The organism is Lactococcus sp. NH2-7C, from assembly GCF_029953655.1.
Lineage (GTDB): Bacteria > Bacillota > Bacilli > Lactobacillales > Streptococcaceae > Lactococcus > Lactococcus lactis.
Genome location: NZ_CP124538.1, coordinates 764867 through 784861 on the forward strand (window position 1 = coordinate 764867; position 19995 = coordinate 784861).

The window sequence follows — 19995 nt, forward strand, 5'->3', positions numbered from 1 at the left end:
TTTAAAGATGGACTCCTTTTTCAACTAATTTTTCTAATTCACTCAATCGATTTTCAAAAAGCTCAAAGGCGGCATCTAAATAATCGGTAGATTCCATATCTACTCCAGCTTTGGCAATTACTTCTAAAGGATAAGCTGAGGAACCTGCCTTCAAATATTCAAGATATTTTTGACGATCCTCATCTGAACCATGAACAACTTTTTCAGCTAAGAAAGTTGCCGCAGCAAAACCTGTTGCGTATTGAAAAACATAGAAATTATAATAAAAATGCGGAATTCTAGCCCATTCATATTGAATTTCTGGATTTTCTTTGGCTGTTAAATTATAGTATTTTTCATTTATTTCGCCATAAAGTGAGTTTAAGTACTCACTTGTTAAAACTTCGCCGGCAGCATCTGCTTCATGAATTTTTTGTTCAAATTCGGCAAATTGACTCTGACGGAAAACAGTTCCACGGAAACTATCAAGCCAGTGGTTCAAAAGGGCGAAGCGCTCTTTATCATTTTTACTTTCCTTTAATAAAGTCTCAGTTAAAATATTTTCATTTGTGGTTGAGGCAATTTCAGCTAAAAAGATTGGATAATCCCCATAAACATATGGTTGGTTTTCACGCGTGAAAGCACTATGCATTGAGTGCCCCATTTCATGAACTAAAGTAAAAAGATCATCTAACGTTTCTTGCCAATTGAGAAGCATAAAAGCATTGGTATCATAAGATCCACCTGAATAAGCACCCGAACGTTTTCCGATATTTTCTTCGACATCAATCCATCTTTGTTCAAAAGCTGCTTTAACTTTTTCTTTATATTCTTTACCAAATATCGCTAAAACTTCTTCTGCTTTTTTCACTCCATCTTCATAGTTAAATTTATAATCTAAATTAGATAATGGAGTATAGATATCATACATCTTGAAATCAGAAATTCCTAAAATTTTCTTGCGTAGTTCAATATAGCGATGTAAAAGTGGTAAATGTTGATGAACAGCTTCCATCAAAACATCATAAACTTTTTCTGGAACAAAGTTATTAGCTAAAGCAGCTTCACGAGCTGAATCATAAGAACGGATTTGGGCATTAAAATTATGAACTTTCACATTGGTCTGCAAAGTTTTTGCATAAGTATGTTGATATTGTTCATAATTACTGTAAAGTGCTTTGTAAGCTGCTTTTCGCACTTCTCTATTTTTACTTTCCATGAGAGAGGAGTAATTTCCGTGTGTGAGTTGAATCATCTCATTCGATTCATTTTTGACCATAGGCAACTTAATATCTGCATTGTCAAAAATTTCAAAAATTTCTGATGGACTTTCAAAAATTTCACCAGCGGAAGCCACTATTTTTTCTTCTTTTTGGCTAAGGATATGCTCTTTTTTAGCAAATAATCGTTCAAACATATGGTCATATTTTTTCAATTTTTGAAGTGATTTCAGCCATTTGTTATATGATTCTTTTGTGATTTTCAAAAATTCAGGTTCATAAAAGGCATATGTTTCTCCAAATTTTACATAAAGAGCAGTCGCTTTTGATTGATATTCTTGATATTTAGCTTCTCGTGTATCTTGATCATTTTTCATTGAAGCATAAACATATAGTTTTTCAACTTGTTGAGAAATAGATAACATTTTTTCAGTAATTGTCAGAAGACTTTCAGCTGAATCAAGTAAATGCCCACGATCTGCTTCTCCAACGAGTGAAAGTTCACTTTTTATTTTTACTAGATCTGCTTCCCATTCTTTATCCGTTTTATAAATTGTCGTCAAATCCCAAGTTAATTTTTCAGGAATTTCATTTCTGTTCTTAGCCATAAAGGTCACTCCTTTTTATTCAAAATAATTTTGTATTTTCTTTAAAGATTTATAAGTAAAATTTCATTTATACTTATTTTTATCCTTATTCTGCTTTTTCATTATAGCATAGAAACGTGGAGGATAGACTGCCTCAGAGCTATTTTGTTGAAAATTTATTAAAAAATTTTCATAATAAAGATTAATGTTCTGCTTAATCTGTGTAAATTTATGTAATGGAATTTCTTCATCAAAAACTTCAAGTAAATTTAAACCTAAAGGAGCAATAAATGAACGCTCAAATGTCAAATTCAATAAATTTTTACCTCTTTGATAATATTTTTCCTGAAGTTTTAGCCATTTTGGGGAACAATAATAAAGTTGCTGACGAATAAAATCTGGTAGTTTATCATCAACAATAAGTGGTATTGTTAGTAACTTTTGTGATAAAAAAGGGAGTCTTAAACATTCAATAAGTCGTCCTTGCCCAAAAGAAATTTCTTCTTGTAAATAAATAATTTTCCCACGCAAATCTTCATGAATTAGTGATTTCAATCTCAGCTTCTGAGCTTTGAAATCTAACTCCCAGTAATAGAAACCTCTATTTTCTGAAAAATAGACTAAATGCCTTTGAAGTTTCGTTATTTGATCTTTTAGCCATAAGTCCTTGCCCATTAGCCAAATCACTACATAACCATGACTTTGGTAGTTTTCTGTTCTTTCTTTTAGACGTTTTATCGGAAGATGGGAGCATTGGATTTCAATAGCTATTTTGTCATTTACTAATAAATCTGGTCTTTGATTGAGCTCAGGAAGGTATCTTTCAATTTCAACCCTGTCAGTTTTTTTAAACCATTGATAAAATATTTTTTTTAATCCCAAATGTTGTTCAGATTCGTTTTCAGTCCATAAGTCACAACTTTTTAAAGATTTATGAGCAAAGTGAGGAATTTTTATTTCACCATTTTTTATAAATAATTCTGATTTACAGAAGGGACAAAAATATTTCCCTGTCAGTTTTTTTACATCTATTTCTAATAAGTTTACTATTTTTTTATTTTCGTCAATTGCTGTCAGCATACTTTTTTATACGAAAAAAATAACTGTTTGTAACTAAAAAAGTTACTGGCATTTTTGTCAGTAACTTTTTACTATCAATGATTCCAAAAATAACCAATCTGAGAAACAATAGCAATAACCAAAAAGAATGTTACAATAATCCCCACCCGTATCATATGTTTTTTCTTTTCATAATTCAAGACAGCTATAAATTCGCGGATAAAAGCCGGAACACGGTAATACATGGCTGTTTTTCCACCTCTTCCGCCTTGAGCATCAATCTTTAACATTGCCGCAAAGAGTGCCGCTCGAAATACATGATAATCGGACGTAAAGAACATGAATTTTTCTTTGATTAGCTGCGAAGAATAAACCAAATTTTCATAAGTCGTTCTTGATTGTTCTTCGAGCATTGTTCGTTCAATTGGAAATCCGAGAACTTCTACCGCATATCTTCGCATTGCTCTCGCTTCAGAAATCTTTTCGTCAGGACCTTGTCCACCTGAAAAAACTAAAATCGTTTCATTATCTTTCACAGCTTTAACTGCTGCCAAAATCCGATTCCCCAATAATTTACCCACGTGTTCTCCCTGAATTAAACCGGCTCCCAACACAACATGGTATGCCGCTTTTTGTTTTCGAACACGACGTCCATACACCCAACTTGATAAAAAGAAAATACCAAATTGCCAAGCAATATAAATTGAAAGAACTGGATAAACTATTCCTAGTATTTTTAACCAAATCCAACTATCTGGTAGTCTGCCCATTGAAAGATGAATCCAGTCAACTACTAAAAAAGTCAACACAACAATAGGCAACAAGAGGTTCCCTATAGATTTTGATTCTCTACGCCACATTTTTATTGTCAACACAACAATACTTATTGGTACTACTATCCCAATAATCATCGGTATAATTAAAAACATCCCAACTAATTCAGCAATGAGTAGAAATAAGAGTACATTTTGATGCAATTCAGTTAAGACTAAACCCGAACCAATAATTCCGTTAATCGTGATCCACAAAAAGAGTAAGGCAAAAAAAGATAAACGCCCTAATCGCAAAGTTCTTAAATCCTTCAGTTTCCTAATTTTCCACCAAAAAATAAATGTTAATACTGCAAAAAGTATTGTTGGGATTACCCCAATAATAAATAAACCATTCTTTATATCCATGCTGTTATTATACCTTGACTTGAAGCAAACTGTCAATCAATTGCGCCAAGCCTTCTTTTGAATAAATTTTGTAAACTATAACTTGTATTTAGCCTAGATTTAATAATAAAAAATGACCTTTATGAAAAGTCATTTCAATTTAAAATTTTTTAACGTTCTTTTTACTCATAAAAGAACACTTTAATATAATTGATTGCTTGTTTATTATGAGGCATTTCAGCATGTGATGTATCTTTGCCCTTAATAAGATAATGAACTACAGAATTTCCATTTTTCATCAGTAAACGATAGATTGAAAAACTATCCGCCCAAGGAACTGTACCATCGGTTTGCTTTTCACTATCGTAATCTCCCGCAAGCAACACCGCTTGAATACTTTTATCAACTCGTTCATAATTTTGCAACCAATAATCATAATATTTCGTCTTAACTTTAGGACCATCCGTCAAAACTTGGGCTAGCGTTTGATCCGGTTGTGGAGTACTGGCATTAAATTGACCATCAAGAGAGACCCATTTTTTTATTGGAGGAAGGCTACGGTCATATCCATATTCAATTAAATAACGGTAAACACCTGAACCTCCGGCAGAATATCCTAAAACATTCGCATAAGGAATATTATAATGCTTCCCAAGATAAGACATAATTGCTTTTAAAGAGCCTTCATACTTCAAAGAATTATTTGTCCCTTTGACCATCCCCACTTCTATTGTTGGATATGTGTTTCGTTTATCAATTTTACCAGTCACTTTAAGCGAATAATTATTATCTGTATCAACGACGATTGTCAGCCCCTTCCTAGCCCGAGTATCTCGATCAGAAGTTACATCATTAACCATAGTATTCATAGTTGATGCTTTGCCATCAGATCCAGTAATATAAATAGTAGGATATACTGGTCGATTATCATCCGCTAAAGGCGGGTGCGGAGCTAAAACAAACCGCCCAATAATAACACCAATTATAAATACACCAATAAAACTCACAATAAGAGAAATATTTTTTTTCATACTTTGCTTCTCACATATTTCTTTAGATTACTCACATTTTTTACATTCAATACTCTACCATTTGATTTTAGCATAAAATAGCTAAAGCAGTAATTTTTTTATTTTTAGATATACATTATATTAGTTTCATTGGCTTGTGACTATACCTGTCAGTAAAAAAAAGATCCATCATTTACTGACGGATCTTAATTTTTTAAAGCACTGCCAAAACAGCGAAGTTAATCAAGAATAAAAGTGCAACCACCCAAATGACAGGTTTTACTTCTTTCACTTTTCCTGTGAAAAGTTTTACCAGAATATAAGTGATAAAACCAGCTGCGATCCCATAAGAGATTGAGTAAGCGAGTCCCATAAATACTGAGGCAAAGAAAGCAGGAATCGCTTCAGTCAAATCACCCCATTTAATTTCTTTAAATGAACCAAGCATCATCATCCCAACAATAATCAAGATTGGTGCTGTTGCTTGTGTTGGAACAATTGCTAGAAGTGGCAAGAATAAACTTGAGATGGCAAACATAATTGCTGTTACCACAGATGCAAGACCAGTACGTCCCCCTGCACCAATTCCGGCTGCAGATTCCACATAAACAGTTGTATTTGATGTTCCGAAAATTGCTCCGATTGGAGTGGCAATCATGTCAGCAAACAAAGCTTTATCCATTTTAGAAGAGAAACCATGACTTGTTTCCATATCTTTCAAATCTTCATCTGTAAAGATTCCTGTTGCGCGACCTGTTCCAATAAAGGTACCAATTGGGTCAAAGATAGATGTCAATGAGAAAGCAAGGACTGTCATCAAAACTTCAATATAACGTGATGAGTCTGAGAATAAAGAGCCAAAACCTTTTGGACCAAAAGCAGCACCAAAGGTTGTTCCCATTTGATTGATAGCTGTTCCTAAGTTGTTTTCAGCAAATAAAGTATTCACATCAACTTTAACTACACCAGTCAAAAGAGCTAAGATAGTTGTTACTAAGATTGAAAGTAAAATTCCTGCACGCCATTTACGAATAACAAAGAACATTGTCACTACAATCCCAACAAGTGCGACTAATACGCCTGGGTTATTAAAAGTTACAAGTTCTGGAACAATTGATGAATTTGCTGTAATAGTTCCATGGTTGTTCAAATAAGTTCCTGGGTCAGCGATAAAACGCAAAATTCCTGCATTTTTAATCCCAATATAGGCAATGAAAATACCGATACCACCACCAATTGCGTGTTGTAAACTTTCAGGAATTCCAAGAATGATTGCTTTACGAATGGAAGTAAAAGTAATAATAATATTGATAATCCCACAAATGAAAACCATTGCCAAAGCTTCTTGCCAAGTATAACCAAGCGATAATACAACAGTGTAAGCAAAGAATGCATTTAGACCCATTCCGGGTGCCAAAGCGTAGGGAACATTAGCGATTAAGGCAATTGCAAGTGTCCCAACAATAGAGGCCAAAATAGTTGCTAAGAAAACTGCTTGGACAGGCATTCCTGTTGTACCCAAAACTTGTGGGTTAACAAAGAGGATATAACTCATAGCAAAGAATGTAGTCAAACCAGCCATTATTTCACGGCCAACTGTTGTGCCGTTTTCTTCAAGTTTAAAGAACTTGTTCACGAATAATTTCTCCTTTTAGGGTCTGTGATTAAAATTTCAACCCTTTGATAAAAAGTTGTCTTTGCTTTTTAAGCAAACACGTCATAAAATAAAAAACATTATATTATTATTCTAATCAGTTTTAGTTAAGGAAACAAGAAATTTAGCATAAAAACTACTCTAAATCCTTTAATTGTTCGGTAATGACGAACAAGTTTTTTAAAAAGTGCTTTCTTGTTCGTAGAACATGGTAGAGTTCCGCTCCTGCTTCTAACTATGATATAATGAATGAATTGACAAATAAATTTTAGAATAAGGGGAGTTTGAATGGAGAACTACAAAGAACGTAAACTGATTGCAATTGATTTAGATGGTACTACTTTGCAGTCTGATGGACGTTCAATCAGCCGTTATACCAAATATATTTTTAAACAGGTAGAATCACTCGGACATATTATCTGTATCACAACCGGACGCCCTTTTAGAATGTCTTTAGATGTCTATCGCGAGCTTGAGTTGACAAGTCCAGTCATTAACTTTAATGGGGCTTTGATTTCAATGCCTAATGATAAAAACTGGGAACATACAAAATCTTATTATATTGATCGTTCCTTCATTTTTGACCTTTTGAGGCACCAACAAAATTTTAATCTCCATTTCTTTGCCGTTGAATATCGTCGAAAGTTCTTTCTAAACACTTTCCGTAATGTCGAGCCCAAGCTCTTTGGTGTAGAAAAATTTCAACCCTATAATCGACTTCGTACAGACCGAGTTACTGAAAATCCTCATGCAGTACTCCTTTCCACTCGCCAAAAAGATAAATTAGCATTGGCAGAGGAAATGAAACGTCATTATAATGGCAAGATTGATGTCGGCGTTTGGGGTGGACCGAATGGCATATTAGAAGTTGTTCCTAAAGGAATTTCCAAAGCTTCTGGTCTTAATCATCTACTTAAAGTGCTTGATATTCCTTTAGAGAATCTTATTGCTTTTGGAGATGAACATAATGATATCGAAATGTTTAAATTAGCCCCTCAAGCCTATGCTATGAAAAATGCCTCTGCTAGGCTCACTCCTTATGCCAGTGAAATTCTTCCTTGGACAAATGATGAGGATGGTGTAGCTAGACAGCTTGAAAAACTTTTTTTAAACCCAAATAAATAAATACCAATCATTGATTGGTATTTTTATTTTACAAAATAATTTTTATACAACAGTCTGTCAAATTCTTTTGACAGCTCCTTTTTTTGAAAATGTAAATAAATCGGCTTATAATGAAAGAGCATACATCTCTAGGAGATGTCTAGTTTTTAACAAAGATTTCAAAATACTAAGGAGTGCTTATGAAAGTTTCAATATTCTCCACTTGTGTGATGGACCTGATGTTTCCACAAGTTGGAATTGCCATGGTTGAAGTCCTTGAACGTTTGGGGATTGAAACAGATTTGCCAGAAGAACAAATTTGTTGTGGACAACCTACTTATAACTCGGGATTAGTTAAAGAATCCATGCCAACAATCAAAAATCAGATTGATGCTTTTGAATCTTCTGATTATGTCGTTGGGATTGCTGGTTCTTGCTCAGGGATGTTTACAGAATATCCCCATATGTTCGATGAAGGTGACCTATATAAACAAAAAGCAATTGATTTAGCAAATAAATCCTATGAATTCACCCAATTTCTTTATCGGGTTTTAGGTCTTGAAGATCTTGGTGCCACATTTAATGGTGAAAAAGCAACTTATCATCGTTCTTGCCACATGACTAGAATTCTAGGTGAACGAGAAGCTCCATTCATTTTATTGGATAATGTCAAAGGGCTTGAAGTTCTTCCTCTTCCTCATTTGGAAAATTGTTGTGGCTTTGGCGGAACTTTTTCAGTTAAATCTCCTGAGATTTCAGAGATGATGGTCACTGAAAAAACAAACGATATTCTATCAACTGGTGCTGAAATCTTAATTTCTGCTGACTTAGGCTGCTTGATGAATATTGGTGGAAAATTGAATCGCGAAGGTAAAAAAATAAAAGTGATGCACATTGCCGAAATTTTAAACACCAATGTCGATTTAGAAAGAATAGATGCTGTGAAAAACCCAGCGTTTATCAAAGCATAGGGGGAGAAAATGGGACTTTCAACAAGTACAAAAACTTTCGCTGAACGATTAGAAGAGAGTAAAAAAGACCAATTTGCTAAAGCTGCGGTAGCCAAAGCGCAGGATGCCCAATGGGAAAAAAGAGAATCTGCGCGTGATGAGCTTGGAAATTGGCAAGAATGGCGTGATATTGCTGAATCTATCCGTCAACACACCTTAAAATATTTACCCCATTATCTGACAGAGTTTTCAGATAATGTAGCGGCTCGTGGCGGTCATGTCTTCTTTGCGGCTGATGCTAAAGAAGCCAATGATTATGTTAAACGGATTGTTCTTGAGAAAAACGCGAAAAAGATTGTCAAATCAAAATCAATGGTAACCACGGAAGTTGACATTGACCCAATGCTCGTTTCTCTTGCAGATGATATGGATATTTTGGAAACAGACTTGGCTGAATTTATTTTGCAAGTTGCTGATTGGGATGAGCCTTCACATATTGTTTTTCCAGCTTTACACAAAAATCGTGACCAAATTCGTGAAATATTTGCTAAAAAATTAGGCTATGAAGGTGATAATAATCCAGTTAATTTGGCTCGCTGTGCTAGGGATACCATGCGTAAGCTTTTCTTAAAATCTGAAGTCGGAATTACGGGCTGTAACTTTGCGATTGCTAACACTGGTGACATTAATTTATCTACCAATGAAGGAAATGCTGATTTAACGATTTCAATTCCTAAGACACAAATTGTTCTGATGGGAATGGAACGAATTGTTCCATCAATCAAAGAAGCTGAAATTTTAGATAATATGCTTGCTCGTTCGGCCGTTGGTCAAAAGCTGACAACTTATGTCACTTTTGCTGGTCAGCAGGCCGACGACGAATCCGATGGTCCTGAAGATTTTCATGTTGTCATTGTTGATAATGGACGTTCAAATGCGATTGGAACTGCTTTTGAAGCTGTTTTACAATGTATTCGTTGTGGCGCTTGTTTGAATGTTTGCCCAGTTTATCGTCAAATTGGTGGACATGCTTATGGTTCAATTTATCCTGGACCAATTGGTTCGGTTCTCTCTCCCGTATTAGGAGGTTATGAACAATATGGTGATTTACCTTATGCTTCAACCTTATGTGGCGCATGTACTGAAACTTGTCCGGTAAAAATTCCTTTGCATGAACTTTTGATTGAACATCGCAAAGTGATGGAAGATGATCTTTCCATGCATCATGATGGCTCTTTTGTCAATTTTGAAATGAATACGATTGGGAAGGGAACTAGTAGCCCAGCACTATTTGGAATGGCAATAAATATGGCTCACACTGGTCTTAATATGTTACCAAAAGCTAAGGAAGTCAGCGTTGAGGGTTCTTTATTTAACTATGGTGCCGTTAGAAAAGCTCCCGCTCTAGCTAAAGGTTGGACAGATGTCCGAGATTTGCCAATTGCTCCGCCACATAAAGAACAATTTCGGCAGTGGTATAAAAAACATAAGGCAGGTAAATAAATATGACAGGAACTATTGAAAATCGAACTAAATTTTTAGAAACTTTATTTGAAAAACGGGGTGGCGTTGAACTTCCTTTTGAACCTTATGTTTCAAATTCGGATTTGCCTGAGACCCATTTGGCTCATTTGACTACTGAGGAATTATTGGATATTGCCAAGGAGCAAGCCAGTCGAGTTTCTGCTAATTTAATCGAAACCTCTTCTCCTGAAATGAATGAAGTGATTCGCCAATTAATTGAAAAGTCTGGTGGCGGGCAAGTCATGATTCCTACGACAGATGAGTTTGAAAAATTAGGAGTGAATGTTATTTCGGACCAATTGGTGAAGTGGAAAATTGGTAAAGAAAATCGGGATGAAAATATTAATGCTGCTCAAAATTCTAATGTTGTCGTGGCCGTTCCTAAATTTTTCCTTGCTGAATCAGCAACGATTGTAGTCGAATCAGAAGCTGGCCAAGGTCGTTCTCTCCACTTCTTACCTACTCATTATATTTCTGTAATTCCACTAAGTCGTATGGTTCCCCGTTCTACCCAAGCTGCTGCTTGGTTTGATGAACATAAGAAGCCTGGTTCAACCCTTCATTTTATTTCTGGGCCCTCAAATTCTGGTGATATTGAAATGCAACTTGTGGTTGGACTTCATGGTCCTTTGGAAATTAATTATGTGATCGTCAAAGATTTATAAGATGAAAAAACTCTGCTGACAGCAGAGTTTTTATTATTATTTTCACTGACAGATGTGTTGTCAGTAATTTTTGCTTAATCACGATTTCCGCCTGCTATACCGAAGATACGGAGCAAGAAGAGGAATAAGTTTAAGAAGTCTAAGTAAAGTGACAAAGCCATTGAGATTGCCCAACCGTCATTTACTTGACCGTTATTTGCATTATAAACATTAACGATTTTTTGGTTATCCCAAGCAATCAATCCAGAGAAAATAACAACACCGGCAATACTTGTTAGGAACATCAAGCCTGTGCTTGCAAAGAACCAGTTAAGAAGTGTTGCCACAATCAAGCCCCAAACTGCCACTCCCATTACTTTACCCATTGCAGAGAGATTACGTTTTGTCACTCGACCATAAATTGCTAGTCCTAGGAACATCGCTGCTGCTGTAACAAAAGCAAGAGTGATATTAGTTGCCGTATACATAATCAATGTAAAGCTAAGTAAGAATCCAAAGAATGCTGCAAATCCAATAAAAAGCGGTAGTGCTGCTGGAGAATTTTTGAGTGCTGCTCGTTGCATAGGAAATACTAAGAACAATGGAACCAACCATAAGAGTAAGAATCCAAAGCCTCCTCTTTCTAACATTGCTACCATATTATCTGCGAAAAATGCAATCATTATCCAAGAAACAACTGCAGAAATCAATACTCCTACACCCATTAATGCATAAATTTTACTGAAAAATGCATTCAATCCATCACTTCTTTGGTCAAAGATAACATCATTATCATTCATATTTTTCATTATATTTGGCCTCCCTTTTTAATTTAATTCTAAGACCATTCTACCAAAATTTGGGAGTTTTGTCATCAGTCTTAAGTCCTATTTTTTAATAATATATAGTTATTTATTCTGATTTAATAAACCAAAATACTATATTATCAACATTCTATTAATCTAACTATATTTTAACAGATTTTGGAACGTAACATAAAACGTAACACTTAGAAAATGTTACGTTCGCTATAACTTGCACCGCCGTGCGTAAAATTGAGAATCATGACTAGGCACTTGTTTAGTGCTTTTTTATTATGCTCAAAGAGGGACTTGAACCCTCACGGTTTAATAACCAACGGATTTTAAGTCCGCAGCGTCTGCCAATTCCGCCATTCGAGCAAAGCTCCGCCTAGACACTAAACGGAGACACTATTATTATAGCATAGTATGAACTTAATACATTATAAGTAAACGTATACAAAAAACTTGACTATGATTAATTTTTCTGATATTATTACTTTCGTAGGTAAAAGATTTGGCTTATCCATTTCTTGGAATACGTTTACATTCCGCTAGCGCTGGGTTAGCGGTCTTTTTATATTTTAAAAGCCGCTCCGAAGAGCAGCTAATGAGGAGAGTAAAACTCTTCATCGATGTCCAATAATATTATAGCACAAAAAACGCCCCACGAGAGTGAGGCGTTTAGCAAAATAATCACTGAGTATTTCATGGATTAAAATACTCAGTGATTATTTATGATAACTAATTATAGCGCTATCATTATTTTTTGTCAAGAAAAAAGCGCCCCAGTTAGGAGAGGGACGCTTACGATAAACTTATGAAAAATTATATATTTTTGGGTAAATATAGTATATATCTACTTCCTTAACTAGAACAAAAAGCCCTGTTTAAGGGCAGACGTCATCTTATATAGGTAAGATGAATTCATTCTACTACTTTTTGTATTCGTTTTCAAATAAAAAACACCGTCACTTAGTCAAAACGATGTTCTCCGAGTTATTTATAACCTTATGTAAAAGGATAAAATTATTATACAATTTACTGTTTCCGTTGTAAAGAAAAACGCCCTTACCTTGAAAAGGACGCTCACTGTGCTTCTAAATATTTCAGCTATTTGTATTTGGAAGGACAACTATGATGATTGAATTATACCAACATTTATAAAGTTATACAGTAACATTTGTTAACAAAAAGGACCCCCAATTAAGGGGTGTCAGTGTTAGAAACTTAATTATAGCAAACTTCTTAACGAGAACAAAGAAAAATGCCCCGGAGGGCGAAGAGTTGCTTACAGTCCTTTTTTTAGACTTCTTACAGTAACTTTATCTTTATCTTTTATCATATCTACCACGTTTACTGGAGGTAATATAAATGTCGGAAATTTATTCGTTCTTAAAGTCATGTCAGCAATAAATGAACGAAGATAAGGGAATAACATGGTAATTGTATTTTGTGATAAAAAATCATTTGCTAACTTTGTATCATCACCATTATTTTTATCAAATTCTACTTCGAAAATTCCTGTAATAGTTACATCTCCAGTAAATGGGCAATCTATTTTTTTTGCATCTCCCAGATTACAGCTAAGGGTAACTAGAGCCATGCTTGCATCTTCAACAATATTCACTTCTGCTTTTGGTTCAAAGTCTACATCCAAGCTTTTTGATTCAATATCAAAATCAACGTTTTCTCTAAAACTAAATGTATCAATGAAATAATTTTTAAATTTTAAAGTTGCCATTATGCTGCAAAAGCTCCTATATTTTTTTGGATTACATAGAAGTCTGTAATATCTTTACTTACAACTTCTTCATTTATTTTAGTATACTCTTTTTTCTCATATGAGTCATTGTCTTCTTTGCAATAGAAATAGGCTTGATTTTTACTTACTAATCTATTAAACATCTTAAAGTCATCATAAGAATCTTGATCTATCAATTCAGCCATCAATGCTGCTTCAAGAATCTGACTTTCAGTAGGTAAATAATTTTCAAAATTTATTTCATCCCATCTTAATTCTTTAGCCATAGCATTACCTAACCTTTCCAATTTTCTACATTTTTGATAATAGATTGATCTCTAACTGTAAATTCTACTCCATTAGGTGCATATGAAGTATATGATGAATCTTCATCTTCATCTAAATGAGTATATGTAGCCATTTTTACAGCTTTTATAGTCTTAATACCTTTTAAATTATCAAAAAACATTTCTAATAATATTCCATCAAAAGTATGTTGTTTTTTATCATTAGTTCCTAATTTGGTACCTGTTATCATCTTTTCTATTAGTTTTCTAGAAGATTTACAATGATTTTTAAATATCTTTATATATTTGGTCTGAGTAAGATCAAATATATATTCATCATCTAATTCATCAAACTCAAATTTCAATACCTTCACATTATCAGCGTTAAATTTTTTAGAAAATTCAAGAGCTAACACCGGATCATCCAAAAATGTATATAGACCATATCCCAAACTTCCCGGTATTTTATAATGTTCTTTTTGTTTGCATTTATCAATTTCATCTCTTATGGAAGGAATTCTTTTATATCCTCCTTCCATAATCCTAATAGAACCTTGTTCATTGGTACCGTGATATCCTAAAAGTTCTTTCTCCACAAAATGGGCCTTTACTTAAAAATAATAATAATTTATTATTATTAGTGATTATTATTTATATTCACTATACATAGTATATCATTTTTTAGTCGATGTCAACACTAAAAAGACCAGTTGATTATTATACCATAAATTTTTATAAAAAAATATGGAATTTATTAATTATAGTTTTTTTAATATATATGTAACAAAAAATACCCGCCGAAGCGGGGTTAATTCATACTTTTGTTAATTTTTTAACTCGCTCTTTTATTAAATCTCTAGTTTTTCTGAACTCTTCTAAAATTTCTTCATTTGTTCCTTTTGCTCGAGCTGGATCTTGTAAATCCCAATGTTCGTGGTTTACTCCTTTAGGAATCATTGGACATTTATCTAATGCATCTCCACATAGAGTAATAATTAAATCACAACTATTAAAGTAATCTATATCAATAAGTTCAGATTTCTGTTGAGAAATATCAATATCTTCTTCTGCCATAACTTGTACAGCTTTTGGATTTAATCCATGAGTTTCTATACCTGCAGATTTCACTTCCCAATCTTTTAATAATTTATGCCCATATCCTTCCGCAATTTGTGAGCGGCAAGAATTCCCAGTACAAAGAAAGTAAATTTTTCTCATAATATATTCCCTTACTAAATTTTCTTAATATATTATACCTTAATTTATGATTTACCATAACAAAAAGCCCTGACCGAAATCAGGGTTAATTTACTTTCTACTATTTAATTCTTCCAAAGCTGCTACTGGTACTTCTAATTTTTTTACTTCCTTCCAGCTGATCACATTTTCCTTCTTACTGTACGCTACTTTTAGATATGCATCATGCTTTAGGATTCGGGATTCTATCAATTTTACCTGTTGGCTTTTTCCACTTTTGTCGTAACCTGTTAAATTATAACGATAGAGAGTTCCTGAAGTTCCGTCATTGTAGGTTATTTTCTCGCTCTCACCATCTTGTGTTAGTTGAACATAATATGGAGTAGTCCCATAATTTACTTTATACCAAACACAACCAACCCCAATAATTATTACTAATACAGCAACTAAACCCCAAAATATTTTTTTCATTATTTTATCCCTCTAAATGTTTCGATACTTAAAGTATAACATTTTATAAGTGTTTCACTAAAAAAAGCCTGACCGAAGTCAGAGGTTTATTTTATAATTTATCTGCATTCAGTTATCATGACCGTAAGTAGTAATCCTAAATTTTAGGAATAAAAGAAAGTACCTCCACGTTAGAGTACATTCTTACAACATTTTTCATCTCTTTCTCCTTTTTTCCAATAACTGCCAATTATCCGCAATCCATTTAATGATTGGATCTCGTGGAAAAGCTTCTTCAACATCTCCGTTTTTCACAACTGGGAAATTATGTTCATAGCGATAATACTTATCAAAAGTGTTCCCACTTACTCCGATAAATTCGGCTGCTAATTCTCGAGTCATAATCAGCGGATAATCAGTATCATTTTTTAGATTTTTTCTTTGCATAATTGTCAGCTTTCCTTAATGATAATTTTATTATCTCATACTATATTAAGAATCAAAAGGTTAATCAAACATTAATATCACAAAAAAAGCCCACGGCAATGGGCTTAAAAAACAGATTTCTTAACTACTATTATATCATAGCCCTTTAGGGGACTTTTTATTTTGTACTACAATTAAACTAAACTTGCGAGATTATTTTTCACGATATTCTCGCATATAATTTTTCATATATTCAGGATTCTTTTTCTCCCATTTTTCACGAACTTTCTTACGAGCTTCTTTTCTACATTCTTCGCTACAATATCTTTCTTGCTTGGCAGTATTGAACAAATTTTTGCAAGTTTTGCACCGAATAACGCTCATTTTTATCCCCCCCTTTCTGCTTGTTAAACACATACACGAGAAAAAATGTACAGTGACGGCGTGAAGTACGGAGTGACCCAGAGGGAGGGGGCTATGCCCCCATAGTTTCTTTAAAAATATTTTCAGATTTAAAAAATAAAATTAATAAATAATAAATTAATATAAATATTTTTTTATTATTTATTTTAAACTACTATGTTAATAAATAATAATTAACATAGTTTCATCTGGTTATCTTTTAAAGATACGAGCCAAGCACTGGACGCCAATCTCAGTGACCTCAGTAACTTACTAATGTTACTTGATGATTGGTTGTTTCGTTTCATCATCATAGTATAGAATATTCTTTGAATACTCACCAATAATAATGTCACTCTCATCAAGTCTAATCCTATACCTTACATCATGGATATAACCATATTGGACTTGACTTCTGCCTATGATTGTTCCGGGCATTCCGGCATAAGGTCCTGATATATCTCTGACAACTCTGTCACCACTGTTGAAGCTTTTCTTCCGTCCTCTTCGTTGTTCCTTATTACTCAATCATCAAGCCCCCTAAGATTTCTCAACGTTGATCGATAGGCGTTCTCTAATTTTTCTGTCTTACTTGATTTTACTCCATGCTTCTCATACTCTTCTTCGACTTTATCCAAGGCTCTTGCCTTTGCTTTTTCTAATTCTACGGCTCGTTTTTTCTCCTCTTCTTTACGTGTCTTTGATATAGCTTTATAAAAAAGTTCTTGATTTGCAGCACGTTCACGTTCTGCTTTCTCTGTCAATGCCTGTAAAGACGCTCGACTTTCCTCAGCCCGTTTGAGGTCATTCTCTTTGATAGTTTTTTTCCACTGCTTAGAATCAGTTAGAAAGCCATTGTCAAAACCATTTTCCTTTGTCATGTTAATTTCTCCATTTTCTATTGGTAAATATATATTATAATCGGAACACTTGATAGCCCCTGTAATTCCCTATGTTTATTGGGTTGATAGCTGTTTTTATAAATTAGTTAAAACAATTGATTTTGGTGGGTATCTTGCCCTCATTATTTCTCCTTTATTATTCTGGTACTGTACCAAGTGGCCCACGTTTTGCAACTTTAATCGCCACAACATGACTTCCATTAAATACGGTAGTTCCTAGTCTAAATAACTGGTCAGGGTTATCTTGCCATTTGCCAATGACTTTCATATTATCCAGTGTCTGATTAAAGACAAATGCTGATGAATCATTGACTGTGTAAACCATAATTACTTTATCGCTCATTTTTTTATCTCCCTATGTTTAAACTCGTTTTATTGAAACAATATTTTTTATGTTAAATAAGTAGCCGCTTAGCCACTCCGCATTTTTATCGACTAAAAGTGCATGACTAAATTTCTCAAATTCCTCTTCATCATAAGGAATATTAAATGGCATTTTTTCATTGACTGTAAAGACTACTGTCTTTGTAAAATTAAAGCTCATTATCAAACCTCTTTTTCTAAATTGGTATAGCTTTTTTCATTTGATGACTATAGGTTTCTAAAATCGTTCTCTAGACCACACTTTTTTTGCGTGGTCAACCACGTTTTTACCACGCTTATAATTCGCTCTACTAAGCCATTGACACGCAAAATACGCTTTTTTATAAAATCTCTATAATATAATATTAAAAACAATAAACTGCTCTATAATTGGTATACTTAAAATGTTAATATACAATCAATAAAATATTATTTCTTAAAATAAAAAGTGTTTTTTGCGTTTTTTGCGTGGTCATTCCTTTAATACCGCTATTTATAGCCCTTATTATTCCGTGGTAAAATCGTGGTCAAAGTGTGGTCATTATGGTGGCTCATACATTGTTTCAAGAAATGCGGCGACTGCTTTTGATGCTCGACGTGGATTTCCTATTGCAATTACTCTAAAAGTACGACGCTCACCCTCAAAAGTTGGTAATTTCCTTGTAGTTTCAAAATATCCAATGATATCTAGAGCTTCTTTTCTTCGCTTAGGACTTCCAGCACCGTAATAGGTTTCTTTCAATAGCTTCTGAACCTCATCCGTTTTGATTATTGTCTTGTTACCTTTGATATGCTCCTCGATAATATAAATTTGTACATCATCAAAATCGAAGTGATCACTGCTGAAATTGTCCATTTCCACTTGCTTAAAATTGAACTTAAATTTATTTTGTCTCCAATAAACAAATGAAGAGTATAAAGCAGCCACTCCTGCAAGCGCCGTTGCTTCTCTACTGGTCTCAGATACTCGCTGTTCAGTAAATGCTTCCCAGTAGGGCGAAAAGATTGATTCACGTTCGCTATCAGTTTCCCCTTTAGGACGATTCTTAAAAGCAATGTTCACAGCCCTGCTATTCATCTCAGAAGAAAACAGAACTTTTTCATTTGAATCAATAGACAGCACACCAGTCAGATTAATATCCGCATAGTTTTGGCCAATACCTCTACCACGATATGTACTTTCAGTAGCCAGTATTTTCAAATAACGTTCTAAACTCTTTCCGATTTCTCCTGATTCAGTCACCAGTAACATTTCTCCGCCATCAAATCCAGCCCAAGCCATTGCAGCCGTCGCTTTATTTGAAAGTTCATCTAGGTTGACATGTTTTGTATCAAAAATGGATGAAATTAATTTATGACGTAATCCTTTACCAGTACGTGTGCCAGATTTACTCACAAAGAACCTTGTCTTAGTAATCTCACGACATGCCACCAGCATTTGATAGATTGGCTGTAGTTGCGCATTATGCAAACTGTCTGCATCGTCTATCACCATTCCTAAGTAATTAGCGTTCAAGATTGACATCTCAATTACATCAGAGAGCTGACAATCAAACACTTTAAAGTAACATTCATTGTCTTTGATAGAACAATCTTTTAAAATTTTCTTTTGATGTAGATCCATTTGAAAGTCATGACAAGCAATAATGGATGCTTTAATTTCCTTAAGAGGTTTTATCTTTATCTGTTCATCTATAAAAGATATAATTTCTACAACCTCACTAGCTGTAAAGTCAGACCGTTTCCCTAATTTATATTCATGAGCAATATCCATCTCTGACAATCGTTTGAATTGTGAGGTTGAAATATCATATAAATATCCATGATGCAAAGCAAGCTTTCCAAATAGATAATCTAGGATCACATTGACAAAACGAGGTATACTTTTACTTGATTTTAATGTAACTACTTCTTTATCTTCTCCATCGTCAGTTTTTTCAGCTTTTTTATTAACTCCACCGTAGAAAATAGATACAGTATTTTGACCATTGTTTAAATGCAAACTAGGTCTTTTGATTCTTTTATTTTCTCCTGTAGACTTTACTGACAGATAAGGATATTCATAAATATCACGATGCAAGATATGGACTAAATCAAGACTTTGAGGAATCTTAGCGCCATCAATGTTTCCAAATTTTTCCCAGGGAAGATTAATCACCTTTTTTAGATTATTTTCTAACCGTTCCCATGCTTTGCGTTGTTTTTCCAAATCTCCGTAATCAGTTTTAACTTCTGTCACTTCTTCCCCCTATTCAGCCAATGAATCCATCAAGGATTCCAATTGACTTTTTTTATACCAAACAGTACGATCTCCATCTTCTAAAATCACCTGCTTTAATCCGTGTGCCCGAAGTTTAGCTAAATATGTGGTTGAAATGTTCAGTTCTTTCAATAATTCAGCTTGTTGCACATATGGGAACTCACGACTTTGTTCAATTCTTGCCTCAACTAATTTATCAACACGATTTAATACTGATTGAGTCAGTTCCTGCTCTGCTTCAAATGATAAGATGCTCATGATTTCCCTCCTCGTTTA

At 34.0% G+C, this 19995-nt stretch carries 23 protein-coding genes and 1 tRNA gene; 4 read left to right on the plus strand and 20 right to left on the minus strand.

Annotated elements, in window-relative coordinates:
* Position 1: 1 nt before the first annotated feature.
* From pepF to QJV49_RS03660, 5 genes are all read right to left on the minus strand, one after another.
* Positions 2-1807, minus strand: a complete 1806-nt coding sequence (gene pepF / locus QJV49_RS03640; protein WP_225511967.1) for an oligoendopeptidase F — start codon at positions 1805-1807, stop codon at positions 2-4.
* A 63-nt stretch (positions 1808-1870) separates the two neighbouring features.
* Positions 1871-2866, minus strand: a complete 996-nt coding sequence (locus QJV49_RS03645; RefSeq protein ID WP_225511966.1) for a competence protein CoiA — start codon at positions 2864-2866, stop codon at positions 1871-1873.
* 74 nt (positions 2867-2940) lie between these two features.
* Positions 2941-4023: a YdcF family protein gene (locus tag QJV49_RS03650; protein ID WP_225511965.1), complete on the minus strand. Its 1083-nt coding sequence runs from the start codon at positions 4021-4023 to the stop codon at positions 2941-2943.
* 161 nt (positions 4024-4184) lie between these two features.
* The gene (locus QJV49_RS03655) at positions 4185-5033 is read right to left on the minus strand and encodes an alpha/beta hydrolase (RefSeq protein ID WP_225511964.1); all 849 of its coding nucleotides are present in this window, start codon (positions 5031-5033) and stop codon (positions 4185-4187) included.
* A 193-nt stretch (positions 5034-5226) separates the two neighbouring features.
* A complete protein-coding gene (locus QJV49_RS03660) occupies positions 5227-6648 on the minus strand; it encodes an NCS2 family permease (protein ID WP_225511963.1) in 1422 nt (473 codons plus the stop codon).
* A 306-nt stretch (positions 6649-6954) separates the two neighbouring features.
* Between QJV49_RS03660 and QJV49_RS03665 the strand changes: the two genes are divergently transcribed.
* The 4 genes from QJV49_RS03665 to QJV49_RS03680 all read left to right on the plus strand — a co-directional run bounded on the left by QJV49_RS03665 (position 6955) and on the right by QJV49_RS03680 (position 10909).
* The gene (locus QJV49_RS03665; protein WP_225511962.1) at positions 6955-7791 is read left to right on the plus strand and encodes an HAD family hydrolase; all 837 of its coding nucleotides are present in this window, start codon (positions 6955-6957) and stop codon (positions 7789-7791) included.
* Positions 7792-7970: 179 nt separating this feature from the next.
* Positions 7971-8741 carry a (Fe-S)-binding protein gene (locus QJV49_RS03670; RefSeq protein ID WP_225511961.1) on the plus strand — a complete coding sequence of 257 codons (771 nt, stop codon included), beginning with the start codon at positions 7971-7973 and terminating at the stop codon, positions 8739-8741.
* 9 nt (positions 8742-8750) lie between these two features.
* Complete coding sequence (locus QJV49_RS03675) at positions 8751-10223, plus strand: LutB/LldF family L-lactate oxidation iron-sulfur protein (protein WP_225511960.1); 1473 nt, start codon at positions 8751-8753, stop codon at positions 10221-10223.
* 2 nt (positions 10224-10225) lie between these two features.
* Positions 10226-10909 carry a lactate utilization protein C gene (locus tag QJV49_RS03680; protein ID WP_225511959.1) on the plus strand — a complete coding sequence of 228 codons (684 nt, stop codon included), beginning with the start codon at positions 10226-10228 and terminating at the stop codon, positions 10907-10909.
* Positions 10910-10983: 74 nt separating this feature from the next.
* On the opposite strand, the gene QJV49_RS03685 is transcribed toward QJV49_RS03680, so the two are convergent.
* The 15 genes from QJV49_RS03685 to QJV49_RS03755 all read right to left on the minus strand — a co-directional run bounded on the left by QJV49_RS03685 (position 10984) and on the right by QJV49_RS03755 (position 19977).
* The gene (locus QJV49_RS03685; RefSeq protein ID WP_225511958.1) at positions 10984-11697 is read right to left on the minus strand and encodes a Bax inhibitor-1/YccA family protein; all 714 of its coding nucleotides are present in this window, start codon (positions 11695-11697) and stop codon (positions 10984-10986) included.
* 288 nt (positions 11698-11985) lie between these two features.
* Positions 11986-12069: transfer RNA gene (locus tag QJV49_RS03690), tRNA-Leu, on the minus strand.
* Positions 12070-12979: 910 nt separating this feature from the next.
* Entirely contained in the window at positions 12980-13432 is a 453-nt protein-coding gene (locus tag QJV49_RS03695) for a protein-export chaperone SecB (RefSeq protein ID WP_225511957.1), read from the minus strand.
* Entirely contained in the window at positions 13432-13719 is a 288-nt protein-coding gene (locus QJV49_RS03700) for a hypothetical protein (RefSeq protein ID WP_225511956.1), read from the minus strand. The genes QJV49_RS03695 and QJV49_RS03700 overlap by 1 nt, the downstream gene beginning before the upstream one ends.
* Positions 13720-13727: 8 nt before the next feature.
* A complete protein-coding gene (locus tag QJV49_RS03705) occupies positions 13728-14315 on the minus strand; it encodes a hypothetical protein (protein ID WP_225511955.1) in 588 nt (195 codons plus the stop codon).
* A gap of 217 nt (positions 14316-14532) precedes the next feature.
* Positions 14533-14937, minus strand: coding sequence for an arsenate reductase (thioredoxin) (gene arsC, locus QJV49_RS03710; RefSeq protein WP_104141516.1), 405 nt, complete (start codon positions 14935-14937; stop codon positions 14533-14535).
* Positions 14938-15027: 90 nt separating this feature from the next.
* On the minus strand, positions 15028-15387 hold the full coding sequence (locus tag QJV49_RS03715; protein ID WP_104141515.1) for a YxeA family protein: 360 nt from the start codon (positions 15385-15387) through the stop codon (positions 15028-15030).
* 195 nt (positions 15388-15582) lie between these two features.
* Positions 15583-15813, minus strand: coding sequence for a hypothetical protein (locus tag QJV49_RS03720; protein ID WP_095345376.1), 231 nt, complete (start codon positions 15811-15813; stop codon positions 15583-15585).
* 192 nt (positions 15814-16005) lie between these two features.
* The gene (locus QJV49_RS03725; protein ID WP_225511949.1) at positions 16006-16176 is read right to left on the minus strand and encodes a hypothetical protein; all 171 of its coding nucleotides are present in this window, start codon (positions 16174-16176) and stop codon (positions 16006-16008) included.
* A 297-nt stretch (positions 16177-16473) separates the two neighbouring features.
* Positions 16474-16722, minus strand: a complete 249-nt coding sequence (locus QJV49_RS03730; protein WP_281449161.1) for a hypothetical protein — start codon at positions 16720-16722, stop codon at positions 16474-16476.
* On the minus strand, positions 16719-17075 hold the full coding sequence (locus QJV49_RS03735) for a hypothetical protein (RefSeq protein WP_058223378.1): 357 nt from the start codon (positions 17073-17075) through the stop codon (positions 16719-16721). Before QJV49_RS03735 ends, QJV49_RS03730 begins: the two co-directional genes overlap by 4 nt.
* A gap of 157 nt (positions 17076-17232) precedes the next feature.
* Entirely contained in the window at positions 17233-17439 is a 207-nt protein-coding gene (locus tag QJV49_RS03740) for a hypothetical protein (RefSeq protein WP_003132808.1), read from the minus strand.
* Positions 17440-17457: 18 nt separating this feature from the next.
* Positions 17458-17640: a hypothetical protein gene (locus tag QJV49_RS03745; protein WP_119723755.1), complete on the minus strand. Its 183-nt coding sequence runs from the start codon at positions 17638-17640 to the stop codon at positions 17458-17460.
* A 360-nt stretch (positions 17641-18000) separates the two neighbouring features.
* A complete protein-coding gene (locus QJV49_RS03750; RefSeq protein ID WP_225511948.1) occupies positions 18001-19698 on the minus strand; it encodes a hypothetical protein in 1698 nt (565 codons plus the stop codon).
* A gap of 9 nt (positions 19699-19707) precedes the next feature.
* Complete coding sequence (locus tag QJV49_RS03755) at positions 19708-19977, minus strand: hypothetical protein (RefSeq protein ID WP_225511947.1); 270 nt, start codon at positions 19975-19977, stop codon at positions 19708-19710.
* Between the last annotated feature and the right edge of the window lie 18 nt (positions 19978-19995).